Source organism: Actinosynnema sp. NPDC050801, assembly GCF_040673975.1.
Classification (GTDB): Bacteria; Actinomycetota; Actinomycetes; order Mycobacteriales; family Pseudonocardiaceae; genus Actinosynnema.
In genome coordinates, this window is the sequence record NZ_JBFAQZ010000001.1 from 654,414 (window position 1) to 673,807 (window position 19,394).

20 protein-coding genes and 1 tRNA gene are annotated in these 19,394 nt (G+C 71.0%); 3 read left to right on the forward strand and 18 right to left on the reverse strand.

From position 1 onward, the window contains the following. Nucleotides 1-206: 206 nt before the first annotated feature. The 13 genes from AB0K14_RS03290 to AB0K14_RS03350 all read right to left on the reverse strand — a co-directional run bounded on the left by AB0K14_RS03290 (nt 207) and on the right by AB0K14_RS03350 (nt 7,277). Nucleotides 207-716 carry a WhiB family transcriptional regulator gene (locus tag AB0K14_RS03290; RefSeq protein ID WP_360454062.1) on the reverse strand — a complete coding sequence of 170 codons (510 nt, stop codon included), beginning with the start codon at nt 714-716 and terminating at the stop codon, nt 207-209. Continuing rightward, nucleotides 697-894 (reverse strand): hypothetical protein, encoded by a 198-nt coding sequence (locus AB0K14_RS03295; RefSeq protein ID WP_360454059.1) that lies wholly within the window; start codon nt 892-894, stop codon nt 697-699. The genes AB0K14_RS03290 and AB0K14_RS03295 overlap by 20 nt, the downstream gene beginning before the upstream one ends. Then, nucleotides 891-2,144 carry a DNA (cytosine-5-)-methyltransferase gene (gene dcm, locus AB0K14_RS03300; RefSeq protein WP_360454056.1) on the reverse strand — a complete coding sequence of 418 codons (1,254 nt, stop codon included), beginning with the start codon at nt 2,142-2,144 and terminating at the stop codon, nt 891-893. The genes AB0K14_RS03295 and dcm overlap by 4 nt, the downstream gene beginning before the upstream one ends. Further along, nucleotides 2,141-2,584: a hypothetical protein gene (locus AB0K14_RS03305; RefSeq protein WP_364337254.1), complete on the reverse strand. Its 444-nt coding sequence runs from the start codon at nt 2,582-2,584 to the stop codon at nt 2,141-2,143. The genes dcm and AB0K14_RS03305 overlap by 4 nt, the downstream gene beginning before the upstream one ends. Continuing rightward, the gene (locus AB0K14_RS03310; protein WP_360454050.1) at nt 2,581-3,114 is read right to left on the reverse strand and encodes a hypothetical protein; all 534 of its coding nucleotides are present in this window, start codon (nt 3,112-3,114) and stop codon (nt 2,581-2,583) included. The genes AB0K14_RS03305 and AB0K14_RS03310 overlap by 4 nt, the downstream gene beginning before the upstream one ends. Next, the gene (locus AB0K14_RS03315) at nt 3,111-4,001 is read right to left on the reverse strand and encodes a helix-turn-helix domain-containing protein (RefSeq protein WP_360454047.1); all 891 of its coding nucleotides are present in this window, start codon (nt 3,999-4,001) and stop codon (nt 3,111-3,113) included. The genes AB0K14_RS03310 and AB0K14_RS03315 overlap by 4 nt, the downstream gene beginning before the upstream one ends. Further along, complete coding sequence (locus AB0K14_RS03320; protein WP_360454044.1) at nt 3,998-4,240, reverse strand: hypothetical protein; 243 nt, start codon at nt 4,238-4,240, stop codon at nt 3,998-4,000. The genes AB0K14_RS03315 and AB0K14_RS03320 overlap by 4 nt, the downstream gene beginning before the upstream one ends. Before the next feature lie 93 nt (nt 4,241-4,333). Then, nucleotides 4,334-4,678, reverse strand: coding sequence for a hypothetical protein (locus tag AB0K14_RS03325; protein ID WP_360454042.1), 345 nt, complete (start codon nt 4,676-4,678; stop codon nt 4,334-4,336). After that, nucleotides 4,657-4,923, reverse strand: a complete 267-nt coding sequence (locus AB0K14_RS03330) for a hypothetical protein (protein ID WP_360454039.1) — start codon at nt 4,921-4,923, stop codon at nt 4,657-4,659. The genes AB0K14_RS03325 and AB0K14_RS03330 overlap by 22 nt, the downstream gene beginning before the upstream one ends. Beyond that, entirely contained in the window at nt 4,920-5,306 is a 387-nt protein-coding gene (locus AB0K14_RS03335) for a hypothetical protein (protein ID WP_360454036.1), read from the reverse strand. Before AB0K14_RS03335 ends, AB0K14_RS03330 begins: the two co-directional genes overlap by 4 nt. Continuing rightward, the gene (locus AB0K14_RS03340; protein WP_360454033.1) at nt 5,303-6,142 is read right to left on the reverse strand and encodes a recombinase RecT; all 840 of its coding nucleotides are present in this window, start codon (nt 6,140-6,142) and stop codon (nt 5,303-5,305) included. The genes AB0K14_RS03335 and AB0K14_RS03340 overlap by 4 nt, the downstream gene beginning before the upstream one ends. After that, nucleotides 6,139-7,044 (reverse strand): lambda-exonuclease family protein, encoded by a 906-nt coding sequence (locus AB0K14_RS03345; protein ID WP_360454031.1) that lies wholly within the window; start codon nt 7,042-7,044, stop codon nt 6,139-6,141. The genes AB0K14_RS03340 and AB0K14_RS03345 overlap by 4 nt, the downstream gene beginning before the upstream one ends. Further along, entirely contained in the window at nt 7,041-7,277 is a 237-nt protein-coding gene (locus AB0K14_RS03350) for a helix-turn-helix domain-containing protein (protein WP_360454029.1), read from the reverse strand. Before AB0K14_RS03350 ends, AB0K14_RS03345 begins: the two co-directional genes overlap by 4 nt. Before the next feature lie 749 nt (nt 7,278-8,026). On the opposite strand from AB0K14_RS03350, the gene AB0K14_RS03355 reads away from it, so the two are divergent. Then, nucleotides 8,027-8,114, forward strand: a tRNA-OTHER gene (locus AB0K14_RS03355). 806 nt (nt 8,115-8,920) lie between these two features. Here the strand turns inward: AB0K14_RS03355 and AB0K14_RS03360 are convergent. Then, the gene (locus AB0K14_RS03360) at nt 8,921-10,513 is read right to left on the reverse strand and encodes a vWA domain-containing protein (protein ID WP_360454026.1); all 1,593 of its coding nucleotides are present in this window, start codon (nt 10,511-10,513) and stop codon (nt 8,921-8,923) included. A gap of 171 nt (nt 10,514-10,684) precedes the next feature. Here AB0K14_RS03360 and mgrA point away from each other — a divergent pair, with 171 nt between their 5' ends. Next, nucleotides 10,685-11,713 (forward strand): L-glyceraldehyde 3-phosphate reductase, encoded by a 1,029-nt coding sequence (gene mgrA, locus AB0K14_RS03365; RefSeq protein WP_360454024.1) that lies wholly within the window; start codon nt 10,685-10,687, stop codon nt 11,711-11,713. A 43-nt stretch (nt 11,714-11,756) separates the two neighbouring features. Here the strand turns inward: mgrA and AB0K14_RS03370 are convergent, their stop codons facing one another. The 3 genes from AB0K14_RS03370 to AB0K14_RS03380 all read right to left on the reverse strand — a co-directional run bounded on the left by AB0K14_RS03370 (nt 11,757) and on the right by AB0K14_RS03380 (nt 15,278). Next, nucleotides 11,757-13,193, reverse strand: coding sequence for a HAMP domain-containing sensor histidine kinase (locus AB0K14_RS03370; RefSeq protein WP_360454021.1), 1,437 nt, complete (start codon nt 13,191-13,193; stop codon nt 11,757-11,759). Beyond that, nucleotides 13,190-13,888 (reverse strand): response regulator transcription factor, encoded by a 699-nt coding sequence (locus AB0K14_RS03375; protein WP_360454018.1) that lies wholly within the window; start codon nt 13,886-13,888, stop codon nt 13,190-13,192. Before AB0K14_RS03375 ends, AB0K14_RS03370 begins: the two co-directional genes overlap by 4 nt. A gap of 349 nt (nt 13,889-14,237) precedes the next feature. Further along, nucleotides 14,238-15,278 carry an ADP-ribosylglycohydrolase family protein gene (locus tag AB0K14_RS03380; RefSeq protein ID WP_360454015.1) on the reverse strand — a complete coding sequence of 347 codons (1,041 nt, stop codon included), beginning with the start codon at nt 15,276-15,278 and terminating at the stop codon, nt 14,238-14,240. 213 nt (nt 15,279-15,491) lie between these two features. Between AB0K14_RS03380 and AB0K14_RS03385 the strand changes: the two genes are divergently transcribed. Next, nucleotides 15,492-18,284 (forward strand): BTAD domain-containing putative transcriptional regulator, encoded by a 2,793-nt coding sequence (locus tag AB0K14_RS03385; RefSeq protein WP_360454012.1) that lies wholly within the window; start codon nt 15,492-15,494, stop codon nt 18,282-18,284. A gap of 284 nt (nt 18,285-18,568) precedes the next feature. Here the strand turns inward: AB0K14_RS03385 and AB0K14_RS03390 are convergent, their stop codons facing one another. After that, nucleotides 18,569-19,333, reverse strand: a complete 765-nt coding sequence (locus AB0K14_RS03390; RefSeq protein ID WP_360454009.1) for an SGNH/GDSL hydrolase family protein — start codon at nt 19,331-19,333, stop codon at nt 18,569-18,571. Nucleotides 19,334-19,394: the final 61 nt, after the last annotated feature.

Consider the following 19,394-nt stretch of genomic DNA (forward strand, 5'->3'; position numbering starts at 1 on the left):
GCGACATAGCGTCGGCTCAACTACAAGATACGACCTTCAATCTCTTCCTGCAATCCGCAACTTAGATCCGCGTCTCTAATCATGTTGAACATCGCGTTGTAGATTTGCGGATCAAGGTTCCTAAGTTCTTCTCGTTGGATTAGTCGTAGTTACATGTTGCGCCGTGTTGTGTGTCTAACTTCCTGCGCTGTTGCCGTTGCCGAGGTTCACGCAGCAGGGAGAGCCGATGCTGGTTCGACATCCGCCCTGGTAGGAAGCCCAGGGAGCGGAAGCAGGTACTGCCCTGTGCCTGCCCACCTACGTCCGACACGTAGCGGCTTGGCGAGCGCGAGAGGCCGCGCCCACGGGTCCGCCTGCCGCGCCCGGTTGCGCTCGCGGCGCTGCCGGTCGTAGGCGGTGTGCGCTTCCCGGCAGAGGTCGCAGCGGCACCCGTGCTTGGCGTAGCGGCTGTTCGTGCCGTGGGCGGGCTTGACCACCGGTGCGGGGTGGCCGGTCTCTTCGGCGAGCTGCTCGCGTTGGTCGGCGTCGAGTCCTCCCCAGATTCCCCACGCCTCGCCGTTGTCGAGGGCCTCGGCGAGGCACTGCTCGGCCACTGGGCAGCCGGCGCACAGCGCGCGGCACTCGGCGAGCTGCTCGGCGGGCGGGTCGATGAAGTCCAGATCGAACCGCCCTCGGCAGGCTGCCCGTGTTCGCCACTCAGGCAGACGCAGCGTCATCGAGCAGCCTCCGCAGGGTGTCGAGCGCCTCGTCGAGCGCGCGGGTGATCGGGGAGTAGGTCACGCGCGGGGAGCCGGTGAGGTCGGCGTCGTGTTCGTCGCGGCGGCGGTGGTGTGCGAGCACGCGCTCGACGGTCTCGACGACGAGCACCAGGGCGCCGCGGTGGTCGGCGGTCACGCGGCATCACCGATCGGAAGCGCGAGCGCGTCGAGCAACCACGGCACGGCGGCGCTCGCTTGCTGCGGCACGACCCCGTTGCCCAACAGCCTGAGCGCTGCGGTGCGTGAAATGCCGTCGACGCCTGTGACCCAACCCTCGGGTAGTCCCTGCATCCACTCGACAAAGGAGGGGTTCAGGACTCGTGCACCCCGGTACCCAGCGATGGTAGGGGTGGGCGCTGGCCGGTCGAGGACTCGCTCCCATCGCTGGATTGCGGGCTCGTAGCCGCCGAAATCCACGCGGCCGGCACGTCCTGCCACGTGTCGAACTCGTGCGGAAGAATCCCCTGCGCCAGTTCGAGAGCCTGCTCCAAGCTCGCCCCGGACGCCCCGCCCCGCTCGGCTGGTCGCTGTGCCCATCGCACGCTTGTGCGCTTGCGCCCCGTGCGCGGTGTCGGCAGCAGGGAGAACGCCGCCGAAGGGAGCGTGTCCCCACCCCTGCTGTCCCGGTAGTTCGCGCTGCCGCTGCGCCCGTCGGTCGCCCTCGGCGTGGGCAGTAGGTGCACCGTCGTCCGCAGGTCCGCGCCCCCGGTCCCGTGCTTGCCCGGCCCGAACCGGTCCGACGCGGTCGGGGTCGGCAGCAAGTCGACGGTCTGTTCCAGCGAGGCGCCCTTGCCGTTCGCGAGCGCTCCCTCGCTGGTCGGTCGGTTGCTCGCCGTCGGCGTGGGTAGCAGCGATGAAGATGCGGAACCGGAGGTGTGGGGCTCCCACGTCCGCAGCGTGTAGGCCACACCACGCCGTGTCGTACCCGAGGTCGGCCAGGTCGCCGAGTACGGCGCCGAGTGCCCGCAAAGCATGGTCTGCGTCGTCTCCCAGACACCACGGGCACGGTTCCACGTCGCTAGCGCCCGGTGCACTGAGCAACCCCCGAACGTTCTCGGCGATGACCAGCCGAGGACGTAGGACGCTCACGGCGTAGGCCATCTGTGACCACAACCCCGAGCGGGTGCCGGGGCGCAGGCCTGCCCGCCTGCCCGCGCTGCTGACGTCCTGGCAGGGAAACCCACCGGTGACCACGTCGACCGGCTCGACCTCCGACCAGTCCACGCCCGTGATGTCACCGAGGTTGGGCACGTCGGGCCAGTGGTGGGCGAGCACGCGAGAGGCGTCCGGGTCGACCTCGGCGTGCCAGGCGAGCGAACCGCCGAGTACGGCCTGCACCCCGAGGTCGAGACCACCAACCCCGCTGAACAGCGAGCCGACCCTCACCCCTCACCCCCGATGGGCAGCGGCTCGACGACGAGCACCAGGGCGCCACGCTCGCCGAGCACGATCTCGGGCATGTGCTTGACCATGAGCGCGGGCACGTCGTCGACGACGACCCCGGCGTCGACCAACCCGTCGGCGCACGCCTTCAACGTGGGCACGAGGTTGTCGGCGTCGCGGCGGCGCCGGTCGGTGACGGTCCACACCAGCCGTACCGAGCAGCGGCCGAGCGCGGGCACGCCGACCGAGCGGGCGAGCGTGGCGGTGGTGCGGCGTACACCGGCGGTCAGCCGAGCCCGGCGGCGCCAACCGTGACGCTGGTTGGCGGTGAGCGGCGGACGGTCGTAGGGCAGCGGCAGCAGGTAGGAGGTCGGCGCGTCGCCCGCGCGCACGCGCGGCGACGCTGCCGACCGGTCGCGACCGCTGGTGTCGAGGTTGGTCACTGGTCCCCTTGGTTGCTGGTGGCGGCGAGTGCGGCGTCGAGGCGCGCGGGGTGTGCCGGGGTCTTGGTGAGCGGGCGCCCGCCTGGTCCGGTGCACTGGTTGCCGGGGTAGGCGCGGCAGTACGGGCACGGCACGACGAGGTAGGCGCGTCGGGCGTCGGCTTCGGCCTCGGCGTACTCGGGGTCGACTCCACGGGCGACTGCGAGCGCGGCGGTGACGCGGGCGACGCCGGATCGGATGGCGCGCAGCCCGGCGTCGTCGAGCCGGCGGGTACGGGCGGTCAACTCGGCGCGGTGGCGCTGCTCGGCGGCGTCGCGGCGAACGGTGCGCCAGTGCTCGACGATGTCGGCGGGCATGATCGTCTCGGTTCGGCGCCGGTAGTGCTCGCGCATGGCGTCGGCGGCGACCTCGGCGGGCACGTCGTCGAGCACCGCGGCCCACATGTCGAGCACGTCGGCGTCGGGCGCAGGGATGCGCGGGTCGACGGCCGAGGCGGCGCCGAGCAGCGTCGCGACCTGGGCGCGGTTCACCGTGCCCCCTCGATGGCGAGCCGGTCGGGTTCGACGGCGTGGGCCTGGTCGTCGGCGAGCGCGAGCCAGCCACGTACCTTGTCGCCGCGAGTGGCTCGACCGGTCGGAGTCACCGCCTGTCGTCGGGGGCGGGCGGTGGCCTTGACCGCGTCGTCGTACAGGTGCGGCAGCAGACCGGGCCGCGCGTCGGGGCGCCGGTGCCACTCGTCGAGGGCGGCGCGCACTGCGGTCGGGTCGCCCCCGTCGCGCAACACGTCGTCGACGTGGCGGGCGAGTGCCCGCACGGTCTGCGGCCGGTAGGCGGCGCCGGTGTCGGTGCGCCACGCGGACACCAGCCGGTAGGCGTCGGGCCGGACGGCGTTCGCCGAGAGGTCGGCGAGCGTGGTCGAGCCTCGCGCGGGCGTGCGCGCGGTACGCGCGTGTGCGCTGGAGCGCGTACCCGCGTGCGCGAGGCGGCTTGGTTCCGTAGTTCGGTTCAGTAGTTCCGGTTCACCTTGGGGTGTCGCTGTGTCACCCGCGTGGGCTGTCGCTGTGACAGTCCGGGGGTGTCGCTGTGACACCGGGGGACTGTCGCTGTGACCACCGGGGGCGGGTGTCACCGTGTCCGGTCGCGGGTGGCTGTCGAGGGCGAGGCGGTACTCGTTCGACGTGTCGGCGCCGGTGCCGCGCTGGCGTCGGGCGCGGCCGATCAGACGACGCTCGGCGAGCGCGTCGAGGGCACGGCGCACGGTGCGCTCGGACGCTTCGGTTTCGCGGGCGAGGGTGGCGACCGAGGTCGTCGTGCGCCCGTCGCGGTTGGCGTGCTCGGCGAGCGCGTAGAGCACGAGTTTCGGCATGGGTCCGCCGGCGGTCTGCTCGGCGGCCCACCGCAGCGCGTGCACGCTCATCGCGCCCCCACGGCGGCGTACTGCTCGGCGATGACGTCCGGGTCGACGTCGAGCAGCTCGGCGACCTGGTCGAGCCGGTCGCGTCGACGGGCCAGGATGCGCAGCACCTCGACGGCCTCGGGCGCGGGCAGCTCGCGGAACGGGCGACGCCCGTGCAAGGCGGCCTCGACGGCGAGCGCGTCGAGCCGACGACTGGTCGACGGGCGTGCGTCGACGTGGTGTGAAGGATCGGTGATCACGATTTCCCCCGGTGGCTGCTGCGGGCGCGGGCGTGCGCCATCGCGCCCGCCGCAGAGCTGCGACGAACTTCGTCAGGTGGTGCTGTGTGGTGGTTAGGCGGCCGAGTCGGCGCTGCGGGCGATCCAGACGCGGTTACGGCTGGCCCGGCGCGAGCGGCGTCGGCTGCGGTACTCGCCGCAGGACACGATCACCCGGCGCGCGGCCCACGTGCCGAGCACGGACGGCAGCACGTTCGGCGAGTGCGCCTCGGCGGCGACCTCGTCGGGAATGGCCTTGCGCACGTCGTCGGCGGTGAACGGCTGCCCCTGGCGCACCAGCTCGGCGAGCACGGTCTCGACGGTCTCGCGGTAGCGCTTGTGCACCGCCGAGGCTGCGGCGAGGTTGTCCTGTTGGCCGGCGTGGCGGTCGGCGAACGCTAGGGCGAGCTGATCGGGCACGGCGGCGCCTCCCTTCGGATCGGGTGCGAGCGGATGTCGTTCGCCCACTCGGTGAGCGCGAGCAGCAGCTCGCGATGTGCGGCGGCGTCGGCCGCGCGCTGGTCGGGTGTGCGTGCCTGCACCACGGGGCAGGCGGGGCACTCCGGGCAGCACGGCGCGCAGTCCTCGGCGTCGCAGCAGCCGCCCGGAAGGTGTTCGCCGCAGCAGACGAGCACGCGGCCGGTGGGAACAAGCGCGGTCGTCACGACGCGACACCCCGCAGGGCGTTCCGCAGCGTCGACAGGGACCGCCCGGCACGCTCGGCGCGGCCCTTCCACCGGTCGCGGTCGACGACGAGCTGCTCGCGCTCGGCGAGCCGGGCGACGACCTCGGCGAGGGTGAGCCCGCCGAGGCTGCCGAGGTCGCCGAGCCCGCGCTCGCCGCGGTGCTTGTTCAGGTGCGGCCGGACCGACCGCATGTTCGGCGAGGTGTAGTCGCAGTGCGCACACCCGTAGACCGTCCGGCCGTCGGCAAGGCGCAGCGTGCGCGTCTGCTGCCACAGCACGGGGCTACCGGCGTTGTCGCGCATCGGCGCCGGGGTCGGCTCGTCGGCGACCACCCGCACACCGTCGACGCTGGTCGCGGTCACTGCGCACCACCCGCCGAGGTGTGGGCCTGGTCCTGCTCGCGCTGGGCCTGGTCGTCGACGATCTCGGCGTCGACGACGTCCTCGCCGCCACCATCGGGTGAACCGATCGGCACGGGCTGCTCGGCGGCGACGTCACGAGCGGCGCGCTGAGCCTCGCGCCGGTACTCCGACGACGTCGGCACCCACTTCTCAAGCTCGTGAACAGCCGACTTGAGCCACATCGACTCTTCCCACGTCTGCCACGGCGAGTCATCGCCGGTAGCGCCTCGGGCGACCGCCTTGCGCTTCATGACGTCGGCGCGGTTCATCATCACCACGCGCGAGGTGCCACCGTCGAGCATGACGGCGTAGGCGTAGACCCCGACCAGCTCGCCGCGCTCGGCGAACCAGTTCGGCCGGTGGCGCGGCCTCTCCATCACGTCGGGCTCGTAGGCGAACGGGTCGGCGGCCTTGACGACCTCGGCCTTGACCGACCGGATCGCGCCCGCCCGGTACATCCGCTCAATGACGCCCTGGTACTGCTCGATGCCGACGACCTCGACGGTGTTGTTCCTGCGGTCCTTGAACGGCACCAGGGCGTAGGCGTCGGTTCCGGGCTCGTGGCCCAACCGCGCGCACTCCAGCAGGGCGGCCAGGAACGACGCCGAGTTGCGCTCGGCGGCGTCGGCGAGCTTGCCGTTTCGCCTGAGCAAGCCCTGCGCCAGGCGCACGAACGTCTCGGCCTTGACGTGGTCGGGCAAGACCTGCGCAAAGTCGGCCCGGTACTGCTTGATCAGCGCTTGCGCGGAGGTCTCCCGCTTGGCGACGGCGCCGGTGATGGTCTGGGCGTTGCTCATGCTGCGGCGCTCACCTTCCGGGGCGTCGAACGGACAGGGGAGGGGCGAAGGGAGGGCGGCGCGTCACCGCGACCGGGCACCCGGATCGCGACCGACTCACCGTCGACCACGGCCCGGCGCCCGGTGCCGAGCGCGTCGAGCACCTCGACCGTCGCCCGCTGCTTGGCGGCCTCGGCGACCTTGTGCTCGGCGACCGCAGCCCGGTACCGCTCGGCGAGCGCCGGGTCGATCTCGACCTCGACGTCGTCGATATCCGGGTGCAGCTCGCGCACCGCCCGGTAGGTCGCCCCGTGCTCGTCGAGGTCGGGTCGCTCGTCGCGGTCGAGGCTGTCGAGGAACTCGCGCGCCTCGGTGCGCAGCACCTCGGCCTCGGCGGCGTTCCAGTCGACGACGTACTCGCGGAAGTCGAGCCGACTCGTGAGCACCGCGATGTAGGCACGCGACAGGCCCATCGTGTCGAGCTGCCACATCACCTGACACCGGTAGAAGATCGGCACCTCGTCGGTGCCCGGTGCACCCCACTCGTCGGGCTCGGTCGACGTCTTGATCTCCAACAGCGCGCGACCGGTACGGGCGTAGAGCACGCGGTCGGGCGTGGCGATCTGCCACGGTCGCCGGCGGTTCGCCCACGTGCCGGTACGGCGCACTCGGTACTCGGGGTGCTCGTCGGCGAACCATGACGCGACCACCGGTTCCAGCCGACGACCCCGGCTCATGGCGTCGTTGTCCCGCGTCGCGGGGATGATTCCCTTCTTGCGGTGCCACAGCGAGAAACGGCTCTCCCAGGGCGACAGACCAAGTACGGCGGCGATCTCCGAGCCCCCCAGCCCGGACGAACGCGCAGCGTTCCACTCAGCGGAACCGGGTTCCCAACTGCCCAACCGAGCGGCGGCGGCGGTCATGCGTCCGCCTTGACGTCGACGCACTCCGAATCGTGCTCGTAGTTCTCGACCGCGAACACGTCGTCAAAGCCGACACCGAGCGTGGCAATGGTGGCGGCGATGAACTCGTTACCCGGAAGCTGCTCGCACTTCAGTACACGGCCGACCGTCGACGGCGCCACGCCAAGCCGCTTGGCAAGCGCGTAGTTAGACCTCAGATCGTGGTCGGCCTTGATTCTCTCGAAAGCATCCACGCGGGCGTGAACACGTACAGACATCAAACCCCCCGTAGTACCTGTGCGGCGGCGGCAGCGCGCCCCACGAATCGGACACTACGACGGGAGTAGATGAGCCTTCAATGATTGCGTATGCGCAAGCACGGAGTAAATAGCCGGTCGCCCCGGCTGCACTATGTGCATGGGCGCAAGGATGGCGCCCGCCCGGCGGGACATGCGGCGCCGCGCGACCGACCAAGATCGTTGCGCAGAGTGACGCGCACGTCAGTTGCCCTATCAGTGCCTTCGGCGCACAACGCCGTTACGGGACCGTAAGATTGCGGACTCGAACACGTGGTCGACCGCTATCTGCAATGTCCGGCCTCAAGGTGTGACAGTAACGCAGCGTGTATTGCGCCCACGCAAAGCCTGTCGTAACCAAATGATCACCAAGGGTTGTCGCATGGTGAAAGTTCCGGCGTACGGGGTGATTATTCCCACTTCCGGGAATAATCCTGACCTCTCATGACAACTAGGCCGATCGGGTGACCACCGCCTGTGGTGTGCCGGTGGAGGTTTCGCAGGGTCACGTCAAATGGACTACCTGTTATTTAGATTAGCTAAGCGCTTGCTTTCGCGCAATGAAAACTTCGCGCGGGTTCCTTGGGTGAGCGGCGTCGGAATGTCCGCCGACGGGGTGTGCAGCTAGCGGCTTGAGCTGTCCATTGTGGACTTGAACCAAGATCGTTCTCTCATCCTTCAACTAGGCGATTTGCGCTCGCCGCTATGCTGGTGTTTGTCCTGGTAAGCACAGCGCTGCGCCTGGTACGCCTTGTAAGCGAAAGGTTAGGGGTTCAAGTCCCCTCACCGGCTCCACGACTACTACCCCCTGACCGGGAAAAATCCTGGTCAGGGGGTAGTTTCATGATCATAGCGGGTGCCGGTCGCCGGTCACGCCGGCATGGGGCGGGTGGGTCGAGCCGTCGGTGTCGCGCTCAGGCGGGCACGCACTGGGTCCGATAGGTCCGGTTCGGAGGCGACCCGAAGTTCCCCTCGAAGACCCATCCCGCTCCCCGTGGGCTACTCACGAACCACCAAAAGGTCCTGTAGTCGTTCTCCCTCCAGCAGTGCAGTTGGGCCAGCGTGGGCCCCCGGAAGACGACTGCGCAATGCGCGTAGATGCCGACCCGGGCGGCCTGCCCGTCGGCGACGTACCTCTCCGCATCGCTGATGGGCTGCCAATGACGAACGCCGCAGTCCACCGCGGCGTTCGCCGGCGCGGAGCCAGCGAAGGCGGTCGTCGCGACAATGGCCAAGGCCCCGAGTAACGAACCGATCGGCCGTAAACCGAATTTCATGTCTCCCCATTCGTCAATCATCGTTCGAACGAGTTGGACCCTACGGGAAGCATCCGGTTCCGACACTTCTTCCTCTGCGGGGAGCGACCGGGTATCCGTGCCCGCGCGGTACCCAATTGGTGCAGAGTGCCTACTTCGGTCACCTGAGCAGCGCAGTCGCCTCCCCGGATGCGGGTGATATTCCTAATTCCGGGGTCGGCAATCACGTCTGGCGCGTAGTTTGGAATCATTCGACCACCCGGCCGGCGGAGGTGGATGCGCCAATGAGGTGGAGTGCGGTCGCGGCCCGTGCCGAAGGGCACGGGCCGCGATCACTTCCGCTGGTTATCCGCGGTCGGTGATGACGTGGTAGGCCACGCCGCCGTGGTCCTCGCCCTCGACGAACTGGACGAGGTTCGTCAGGTACTCGCCCGGCGCCTCGGGCGTGAAGGTGAGCTCGGTGGTGAAGCGCTCACCGGGCAGCAGCGGCACGCCGAACAGCGCGGACCGCGCCGGGTCCAACTGGAACGCGGTCTCGCCGACCTGCTTCACGCCCTCGGCCTGGCCGCCGGCGGCGCGCCAGCGCTCGAACAGGCGCGGCCCGAGGTCGATCACCACGGTGCCCGCCACCGGCTTCTCACCGGTCAGCACGAGGTCGGTCTTGACCTCGCGCTCGGTCGCGTTGCCCAGGGTGAACCAGGACTTCACCGGCTGGAGCACCTTGCCGCGGACGGTCTGGAGGTTCTTCCACGCGATGTTGTTGTTGTTCTTGGTGTTCAGCGCGGTGTTCGAGCCCTCGGCGAACGTCATCGGGTCGGTCGCCGACACCCAGCGCGCCAGCAGGCAGAAGTGGCCCGGTCCCGGGATGCCGGTCCACGGGATCTTCGCCACGGTGCCGCCCACGGGCACCGAGAGCGACTGCTGGCCGATGAACACCCAGTCGCCGTTGGTGGCGTTGTTCCACGTCGTGCCGCCGCCGGCGGGCGTGCGGTAGACCTTGAGCGTGCCGGTGCTCGTGGCGGAGGCGTTGTGCATCCGCACGTGGACGTAGTTCGTCGCGCCGACGACGGGCTGGATGCCCGCGCAGTCCGCGGTGGTCGGGCAGACCTTGATGTCCGGGCTGTTCCAGACCGTGCCGTTCGGGTTGGGCTCGGCACCCGTGTCGGTCACCTGGTCGCGGATGACCACGTCGGTCTGCCGGCAGTCCGACAGCAGCTTGCGGATCGCGTCGGCCGTGCCCGCGCCCGTGGACGTCGTCTGCGTGAACACGCCGCCGGTCGTGGTGGCGTAGTTCTGCATGATCGGCGTGATCACCGAAGCGTAGGTGGACGACGTCGGGACGTACACGGGCGAGATCTTGATGCCCTTGCCGAGCGCGTCGTTCGCCCGCTGGGCGGCGTTGGCCACGTCCGCGGGCGCGTGCACGTTGTCGAACCCGCCGGGACGGGCGTCGGTCACCAGCACGACGAACTTCATCGCGTTGGACCGCCACGTGCCGCCGAAGTCGACGTTCTGCGGGCGGCCGGCCGCGGGCAGGTTGTTCACGACCGTGTTGAGGGCTTCGTCGGACGCCTCGGGCTCGCTGCCACCCGCGCCCGCGGCGAGGGTGTTGGTGACGTAGTTCGTCACCGCCGCCGCGTTGCCGGGCGCGAGGGTGTTGTGGACGGTGACGTCGTCCTTGAACGTGACCAGGCCGAGCCGGTAGTCGCCGCCCGACGCGGTGACGACGTCGCCGACGATGGAGTTGATGCCGGTCTTCAGGTTGGCGATGGCGCCGCCCATGCTGCCGGTGTCGTCGAGGACGAACGCGACGTCGAGGGGACCGCAGGGCGAGGCCGCGGGAGCGGGGGCGGCGACCGCGGGTGAGGTGAGCTGGACGGTCGAGGCGGCCAGGGCGGCGACCGCCAACAGCGTGCCGCGTCTGAGTGAGGGACTCATCTGATCTCTTTCCGCTCGCGCGTCCGGACGCAGGGGTCCGGGAGCTCGGACACCGATGTCCGGGCACACCTGGCGGATGATCGGGAGACCGGCTGAATACGGTCCGAGAAGAGCAACCCCGTCCCGGTTTCCTGCCCGGCAAACGGCAGCCGGGCGTGCCAGGGTGGGGAGGTGGCCTACCTCCCAGACGCCTCGCGGTACGACCGGATGACCTACCGACGGTGCGGGCGCAGCGGGCTCATGCTGCCCGCCGTGTCGCTCGGCCTCTGGCACAACTTCGGCGACGACCGGCCGTACGAGTCGGGCCGGGCGATCGTGCGCCGGGCGTTCGACCTCGGCGTGACGCACTTCGACCTGGCCAACAACTACGGCCCGCCCTACGGCTCGGCGGAGGTCAACTTCGGCCGGGTGGTGGCCGACGACCTGCGGCCGCACCGCGACGAGCTGGTGATCTCCACCAAGGCCGGCTACGACATGTGGCCGGGGCCGTACGGCGACCGGGGCTCGCGCAAGTACCTGCTGTCCTCGCTGGACCAGTCCCTGTCCCGGCTCGGCCTGGATTACGTCGACATCTTCTACTCGCACCGGTTCGACCCGGACACGCCGCTGGAGGAGACGGTCGGTGCGCTGGTCAGCGCCGTGCAGCAGGGCAAGGCGCTCTACGTCGGCATCTCGTCCTACTCGGCGACCAAGACCCGCGAGGCGGCGGAGCTGCTGCGCACGGCGGGCGTGCCGCTGCTGATCCACCAGCCCTCGTACTCGATGCTCAACCGCTGGATCGAGAACGACCTGCTGGACGCCCTGGGCGAGCTGGGCGTCGGCTGCATCGCGTTCTCGCCGCTCGCGCAGGGCATGTTGACCGACAAGTACCTCGACGGCGTGCCCGCGGGCTCGCGCGCCACGCAGGGCAAGTCGCTGTCCGAAGACCTGTTGACCGAGGCCAACCTGGCGCACGTGCGGGCGTTGGACGAGATCGCGGCGTCCCGGGGGCAGTCGTTGGCGCAGCTCGCGCTGACCTGGGCGTTGCGGGACGAGCGGGTCACGTCGGTGCTCATCGGTGCGAGCAGCGTGGGCCAGCTGGAGGCGAACGTGGCCGCGCTGGACGGGCCACCGCTGACCGACGACGAGATCGAGCAGATCGACGTGCACGCCGTCGACTCGGGCATCGACCTGTGGGCGGAGTCCTCCAACGCCGGCTAGCGGGCGTGCGTCACGGCCTGGAGGCTGACCTGCTGCGGCGATGTCACCGCGAGGCCGCGTCGGTAGCCGAGCCGCCGGGGCGGAGCCGCGGCAATGTGACCGTGAAGTCGGTGCGGCCCGGGCGGCTGGTCAGCTCGACCGTGCCGCCGTGGGCGGTGACCAGGGAGTGCACCACCGCCAGTCCCAGCCCGCTGCCCCCGCGATCGCGCGTGCGCGAATCGTCCACCCGGTAGAACCGGTCGAAGATGCGGCGCTGGTCGGCGGCCGCGATGCCCGGCCCCGTGTCGCTCACCCGCAGCACGGCCGATCCCGGCGCCGCGGACACCGACAGCGACACCGCGGTGCCCATCGGCGTGTGCACGGCGGCGTTGGCCAGCAGGTTGTCCACCACCTGCCGCAGCCGCAGCGGGTCGAACGCCAGCCGCACCGGCTCGTCCGGCACGGTCAGGGTCAGCGGGTGCGTCGGGCGGGCCGCGCGGAACGCGTCCGCCGCCTCCCGCGCCAACGCGGCCAGGTCGCCGTCGGCCGGCCGCAGCGGTGCCTCCACCTCCGCCGAGTCCAGCCGGGCGAGCAGCAGCAGGTCGTCCAGCAGCACGCTCATCCGCGCCGCCTCCGACCGCAACCTCTCCAGGTGGGCCTCGCGCTCCTCCGGCGCGTTCGCCGCCGCGTACCGGAACAGGTCCGCGTAACCCCGGATCGAGGTCAACGGCGTGCGCAGCTCGTGCGAGGCGTCCGCGATGAACCGCCGCAACCGCTGCTCGGCGGCGGTCCGGGCGGCCAGCGACACGTCGATGTGGTCCAACATCGTGTTGAACGCCGTGCGCAGCTCCTCGACCTCCACGCCGCCGTTGCCGCCTTCCGCGCGCACCGGCAGCCGGGCCGAGTCGGTCAGGTCGTGCGACGTGATGTCGTGCGCGGTCCGGGCCATGTCGCTCAACGGCTGCAACCCCCGCCGCAGCACCGCCCGCCCGATCACCACGAACGCGATCAGCGCGAGCAGGAACGTCGCCACCTCCACGAGCACCAGCTGCCGCACCGTGGTGGTGATGTCGTTCATCGGCGCCGCGCTGACCAGCACCACGCCGTCGGACACCGGGCAGCCGCGCAGCCGGTACGTGCCGTCGCCGTGCAGGTACTCGGTCCGGTACACCGGGTCCACGCCGTCGACGTCCAGCGCCGCGGCGGTCAGCTCGTCGGCGTCGGCGGGCAGGTCCTCCGGGTTGCGCGGCGTCGCCCGCCCGTCGCGCACGTCGTAGACGACCGAGTACCAGCCGTACGCCTTTCCCTTGAGTGCGCCGTTCTTGGCGAAGTCCTTCTTCAGCGAGGCCTGCGTGGTCTCCATCTGGGCGTCCAGCCGGTGTTCCAGGTAGTCCTGCATGCTGCGCGCCATCACCGTGCCGACGACCGCGAACACCGCCAGGGCCAGCGCGCCGAGACCGAGCGCGAGGCGCGTGCCCAGCCGCAGGCGGCGGCGCGTCACCGTGCGGCTCGACGCAGCACGTAGCCCACGCCGCGCACGGTGTGGATGAGCGGCTCGCCGCCGTCGTCCAGCTTGCGCCGCAGGTGCGACACGACCAGCTCCACCACGTTGGACCGGCCCCCGAAGTCGTACTCCCACACGTGGTCGAGGATCTGGGCCTTCGTCAGCACGGCCGGTGATCGGCGCATCAGGTAGCGCAGCAGCTCGTACTCGGTCGGCGTGAGCGTGATCAACCGGCCGCCCCGCCGCACCTCGCGGGTGTCCTCGTCCATCGCCAGGTCGGACACCTCCAGCACCGACCGCTTCCAGGTCGGCCCGGTCGACCGCCGCAGCACGGCCCGCAGCCGGGCCATCAGCTCCTCCACCGAGAACGGCTTGACCAGGTAGTCGTCACCGCCGCGGGTCAGGCCCGCGACCCGGTCGGCGGTGCCGTCACGGGCGGTCAGGAACACCACCGGCACCATCGCGCCCGCCGACCGCAGCCGGTCCAGCACGGTGAAGCCGTCCAGGTCGGGCAGCATCAGGTCGAGCACGACGATGTCCGGGTGGAAGTCGGCGGCGGTCCGCAGCGCGGCCTCGCCGCTGCCCGCCGTCACCGCCTGCCAGCCCTCGTACCGCGCCACCGTCGCCACGAGGTCCGCGATGTGCGGCTCGTCGTCCACCACGAGCAGTCGAACCGAAGCGCCCTTGTCCACGCGCCCATGGTGGGGCACCCCCACCCGGCGGGCGAGGGCATCGGCCCGGTGGGGCACCGGTCGACAGCGAGTCGACAGGATCGCGACAGGATCGCGACAGCCGAGCCGCGGCGCGCCCCGCCGCGGGTGTGGTGGTTCACAACGTTAAAGAGGTGGGCCGCCTGTGATCGCGCACACGCGCTCTGCTACGGTTCGGCCACGGGTTTCCCGCTCCACGGTCAGGTCAGCCGGGTTCCGCGCTCGGGGCGTGTCCCTGCGCAGATCGCGTGGAGAGCCGGCCTCGGTCGCACGCATTCGGGAACGTGCGTGCCGAGGCCGGCTACAACCCGTTCCACGACCGCCGGCCGGCTCACGAGTACCGGCTGTGATCGAACTCCTGCCCCGTCACCGAGCGGCCCAGGTCCGCGCCCAGCTGCGTGAGCAGGTCGACCAGTTCCAGGCCCGCCAGCCAGTCCCTCGGCAACGCGGCCGTGCCGTGCAGGGCGCCCAGCACGTTCCCGGTCAACGCGGCCGTGGCGTCGCTGCCGCCCGAGTGGTTGGCCGCCGCCCGCAGCGCGTCCACGAACTGCGACCGCTTCGGGAACACCAGGACCGTGTGCACGGCGATCGCCAGCGCCTCCGGTCCGGTCCAGCCGCTGCCCAGGCGGTCGACCCGCACCGAGTCGAAGCCGAGCGCCCGGTGCTCGTCGGCGAACACCACGGCCCGGTTCAGCGTGTTCGCCGTGTACGGGTCGTCGCGCAGCACCCGCCCGATCACCTGGTCGACGGCTTCGCGGATGGGCCGTCCTCGAACCGCCAGCAGGTGGATGAGCAGCGCGAACGCGCCGCCGGACACCCAGCCGCCGGTGCCGCCGTGGGTCAGCGCGGCGAACCTGCACCCGAGGTCGTAGGCGATCTCCGCGCTGGGCGCGAAGCCGGCGGGGGCGGTGCGGGTGACGCCGTTGCAGCCGGACGACTCGTTGTGCGGTTCCTCCGGTGTGGGCGGTGTGTCGGCGGCCAGTGCGCGCAGGCACGTCAGGCCGGGCGACCGGCTCGAGTACAGCCGCTCGTCGCCCACGAGGCCGACGGCGCCCACCTCGGGCGCGGCCACCTGCTGGGTGATCAACCACCGGCGGTAGCTCTGCCAGACGACCTCGACCGGGTCCCAGTCGCCGGTGGTCCGGCCGCGCACCCACGCCCGCAAGTAGCCGTCCGCGGTGAACAGCGTGAGCTGCGTGTCGTCGGTGACCAACGCGGGACGCGGCGGTTCCAGCACACCTTCCGGGCCGTGGTCCCGTTGGATGTCCGCCCACCCCAGGTACTGGATGGGCGCGCCGAGCGCATCGCCCAGCGCGCCCGCCAACAGGCAGGCGGCGCCACGGTCGACCACGTCCATCGGCTCGCGCGGCACTTGCCCTCCTGCACTCGCCCAGAACTCGGCCGGGACGTCCGGGGCCAAAACCCTAGCCGCCGCGCGCCCGTCCGGTCATGGGAGCACGACTAGTTGAGGAAGCAACATTTACCCACAGGTATCTAACGACGCGGTTGGCGCACCTGATCCAGTGACCAAGCCGTGAGGTCGACGGGCCCGGAAGGGCTGTAGCGCACGAGGCGGGGGAGGGGCATGGCTGACCGGAGCAAGAGCGGGCTGGAGTTCGGCATCCTCGGACCGTTGCAGGTGCTCGCGGACGGCCGCCAGCTCGTGATCGGCCGCAAGGGGATGCGCGGCCTGCTCGCGATGCTGGTGCTGGAGGCCAACCGGGTCGTCCCGATCGACGAGATCGTGGACAGCCTCTGGGCCGACGACCCGCCCGCCACGGCCAGGACGATCGTGCACGGCTACGTGTCGCGCCTGCGCCGGATGCTGGAACAGGCCGACCCGGCGGGCTCCGCGCGGATCCTCACCACCCCGCCCGGCTACCAGCTGTCGGTGGACCCGTGGCGGCTGGACTTCCACCGGGCCAGGCAGCTCGTGTCGAGCGCCCGCGGCAAGCCCGCGCCGATCCGGGCGCAGCTGCTGCGCGAATCGCTCGGCCTGTGGCGCGGTCAGGTGTTGGCGGACGTGCCGGGCGACCCGGTGACGACCGACCTGGAGGAGCTTCGGCTTGCCGCAGTGGAAGAGCGCATCGAGGCCGAGCTGGAACTGGGCCGCCACCTGGAACTGGTCGGCGAGCTGCGGCAGCTGGTGAACGAGTACCCGTTCCGGGAACGGCTCGTCGGCCACATGATGCGCGCGCTGTACCGGTCGGGTCAGCGGGCCGACGCGTTGGAGGCCTACCAGCGCTTTCACCGCCGCGTCGTGGACGAGCTCGGCATCGACCCCGGCCCCGGCCTGCGCGTGCTGCACGAACAGGTGTTGCGCGACGACCCGGCGCTGAGCTCGCCCGGCTTCGCCGAACCCGCCCTCGTGCCGCCCCGTCCCGGCGTGGTCGTGCCGGCCCAGTTGCCCGCCGCGGCCAGCGGTTTCATCGGTCGCGACGAGGAACTGGCCTGGTTGGACCGGCTGTGCGACGCGCGTGACCTGGCCGCCACCACCATCGCGGTGGTGAACGGGGCGGCGGGCATCGGCAAGAGCGAGCTGGCCGTCACGTGGGGGCACCGCCGGACCGAGCAGTTCCCCGACGGCTTGCTGTTCGCCTCCCTCAACGGTTTCGCGCCCGGCCGCGACCCGGTCGAGCCCGCCGAGGTGCTGGCCAGGTTCCTGCTGGCGCTGGGCGTGCCCGCCGACGGCGTGCCGCGCGACCTCGACGACCGGGTCGGCCTGTACCGGTCGGTGCTGGCCAAGCGGCGCGTGCTGGTCGTGCTGGACGACGCCTGGGACCCCGAGCACGTCCGACTGCTGTTGCCGCCCGGCGCGGGGTCGGTCGTCCTGGTGACCAGCCGTCGCCGCCTGGAGTCCCTGGTGGTCAGCAACGGCGCGCGGATGCTCACGCTGGACACGTTGTCCGAGGAGGAGGCCATCCGCCTGGTCGACGAGGTCGTCGGCAAACCGCTGTCCGACCAGGAACCCGCCGCCGTGCGGATGCTGGCCGAGCTGTGCGGCAACCTCCCGCTGGCGCTCCGGATCGCCGCCGCCAAGCTCGTCTTCAGTCCGGAGTGGACGGTCGAGGCGCTGGTCGCGCAGCTGTCCGACGACGCGGCCCGGCTGCGCACCCTGGACCTGGCCGACACCGGCGTGGGCGTCGAGCGGGCGCTGGCGGTGTCCTACCGCAACCTCCCGCCGGAACTGGCGGAGACGTTCCGCGCCGCGGGTCTCGTGCCGGGTCGGTGGGTGAGCCCGCACGCCATCGCCGCGGTCTGCGACATCGACCTGGGCACGGCCGCCGCCCGACTCGCCGACCTCGCCGACGCCCACCTGCTGGTGGAGCAGTGGCGCGGCGGGTTCGTCCTGCACGACCTGGTCCGCCTCTACGCCCGCGGCGTGGTGGAGGACCGCGAACGCGGCCTGCGCCGGCTGATGGAGCACTACCTGTGCGCGTGCGACCACGCCCGCCGCCTCATCCGCCCGGTGTCCGACGGTCTGGACTTCACCGGCGACTCCGCCGCACCCCGGCCCGCGACCGCCTCGCAGGCGCTGTCCTGGTTCGACAAGGAGTGGTCCAACCTCATCGCCCTCGTGCACGCCGGCGCGGAAGCCGGTCTGCACGAACAGGTCTGGCAACTCGTCCGCCTCGTGCACACCTACTGCGTGACCAGACTCGTCGGCCGAGAGTGGCGGGGCATCGCCGAGTTCGGCCTGGCCTCCGCCCGCGTCAGCGGCAACCGCCGGGGCGAGATGCTCGTCCTGCACGCGATGCACGACCTCAACAACCGGGCCGGCACCCTGCGCGGCACCCTCGACCAGGCACGATCGGCCCACCGGATAGCCGTGGAACTCGGCGAGGCCCGCTACCTCGTGATGACGCTGGACCAGCTCGCGCTGGCACTGGTGGCCGAAGGCCGGGTCGAGGAAGCCCTGGGGCACTACCGCGAAGCCGTCGACCTGGCCCGCCGGGACGGTGACGCGCTGGGCGAGGCCACCGTGCTCAACAACCTCGCCCAGGTGGAGCAACGCCTCGGTCAACGCCAATCCGCGGCCCAGCACCAGTTCGCGGCGATGGAGATCTACCACCGCCACGGTGACGAGCGCGCGTACGCGGTCGCGGTGAACAACCTGGCCGAGCTCTACGCCGAACTCGGGCTGTTACCCGAAGCGGAGGAACACGCCCGGCAGGGAGTGGAACTGGCCCGCGGCGGCTCCATGCAGTTCGAGGAGGCGTTCGGCCGCCAGGTGCTCGGATCGGTGCTGGCCAGACGGGGTGAACGCGTTGCCGCACAAGCGGAGCTGGCGGAATCGCTTCGGTTGTTCGAACGCCTCGGCTCACCCCGCGCCATGTTGGTCCGAACGGCTCTTGAAGCCTTGACCACCGAGGTTTAGCCGCTGTTTAGCAAGAGAGCACGAAGTCGTGGGAGTTTGGAGGCGCGCTGATCAAGCGAGTCGCGGTCGGCGCAGGGTGGCTCTTGGCAGGGGGACCAGGGGGGAAGCCACCCAACCGCTGGGCCGGCGTTCGGGGGAGAGCGCCGGCCCAGTGTCGCATTGCCGCTGTTCCACAGGTGGCGGGCTCGGTCGCCTGGAAGGTGCGACCTCGCGTGGTGGTCACCTGAGCGGCCACCGCCCACAACGGACCCACCACCACCGAGCCGGACCCCCGACCGCGGGGATCACTCGCGAACGGGCAGCAACTCCGGCCGCTTGGGTGCCAACCCGTCACCCATCGACTCACCCCGCAACTGCCGCCCCACCCACGGCACCACGTGCTCCCGCGCCCACTTCAGGTCACGCCGCCGCTGCGTCATCCAGTCCTCGTCGACCGACGGCGGCCAAGGGGTGTTCCACTCACCGTCCGTCTCGACGCCCAGCACCTGGGCCGCCCGCAGCGCCACGCGCCGGTGCCCCTCGGGCGACAGGTGCAACCGGTCGCCGCTCCACGCGCGCCGGTCGTGCAGGACGGACATCGACCACAGGTCGACCACCTTGCAGTGGTAGCGCTCGGCGACCGACCACAGGTGGTTGTTGTAGATCGCGATCTTCCCCCGCAGCGACCGCAGCAACGGCGTGTGCTTCGGGTCGAACCCCATGAAGATCAACACTTCCGCGCCGGCCGCCTTCAGGTCGGCCACCGCGATCTCGTAGACCTCGGCCAACGCGTCCGCGTCGCTGCCGGGCACCAGGATGTCGTTGCCGCCGCCGCACAGCGACACCAGCTTGGGTTTGAGCGCCGCCGCCAGCGGCACCTGCTCGTCCACGATCTCCTGGAGCATCTTGCCCCGGATCGCGAGGTTGGCGTACCGGAAGCCCTGCTGCCTGGCCGACATCATCGACGCGAGCCGGTCGGCCCACCCCACGTAGGTGCCGTTCGGCGCCGGGTCGTCCATCCCCTCGGTGAAGCTGTCCCCGACCGCGACGAAGCTGTCCAATCCCTCCATGCAACCCCTCCACTCCACACGGCACCCCCAGCACCGCGCAGACCAGCATGCAACGCCAAGA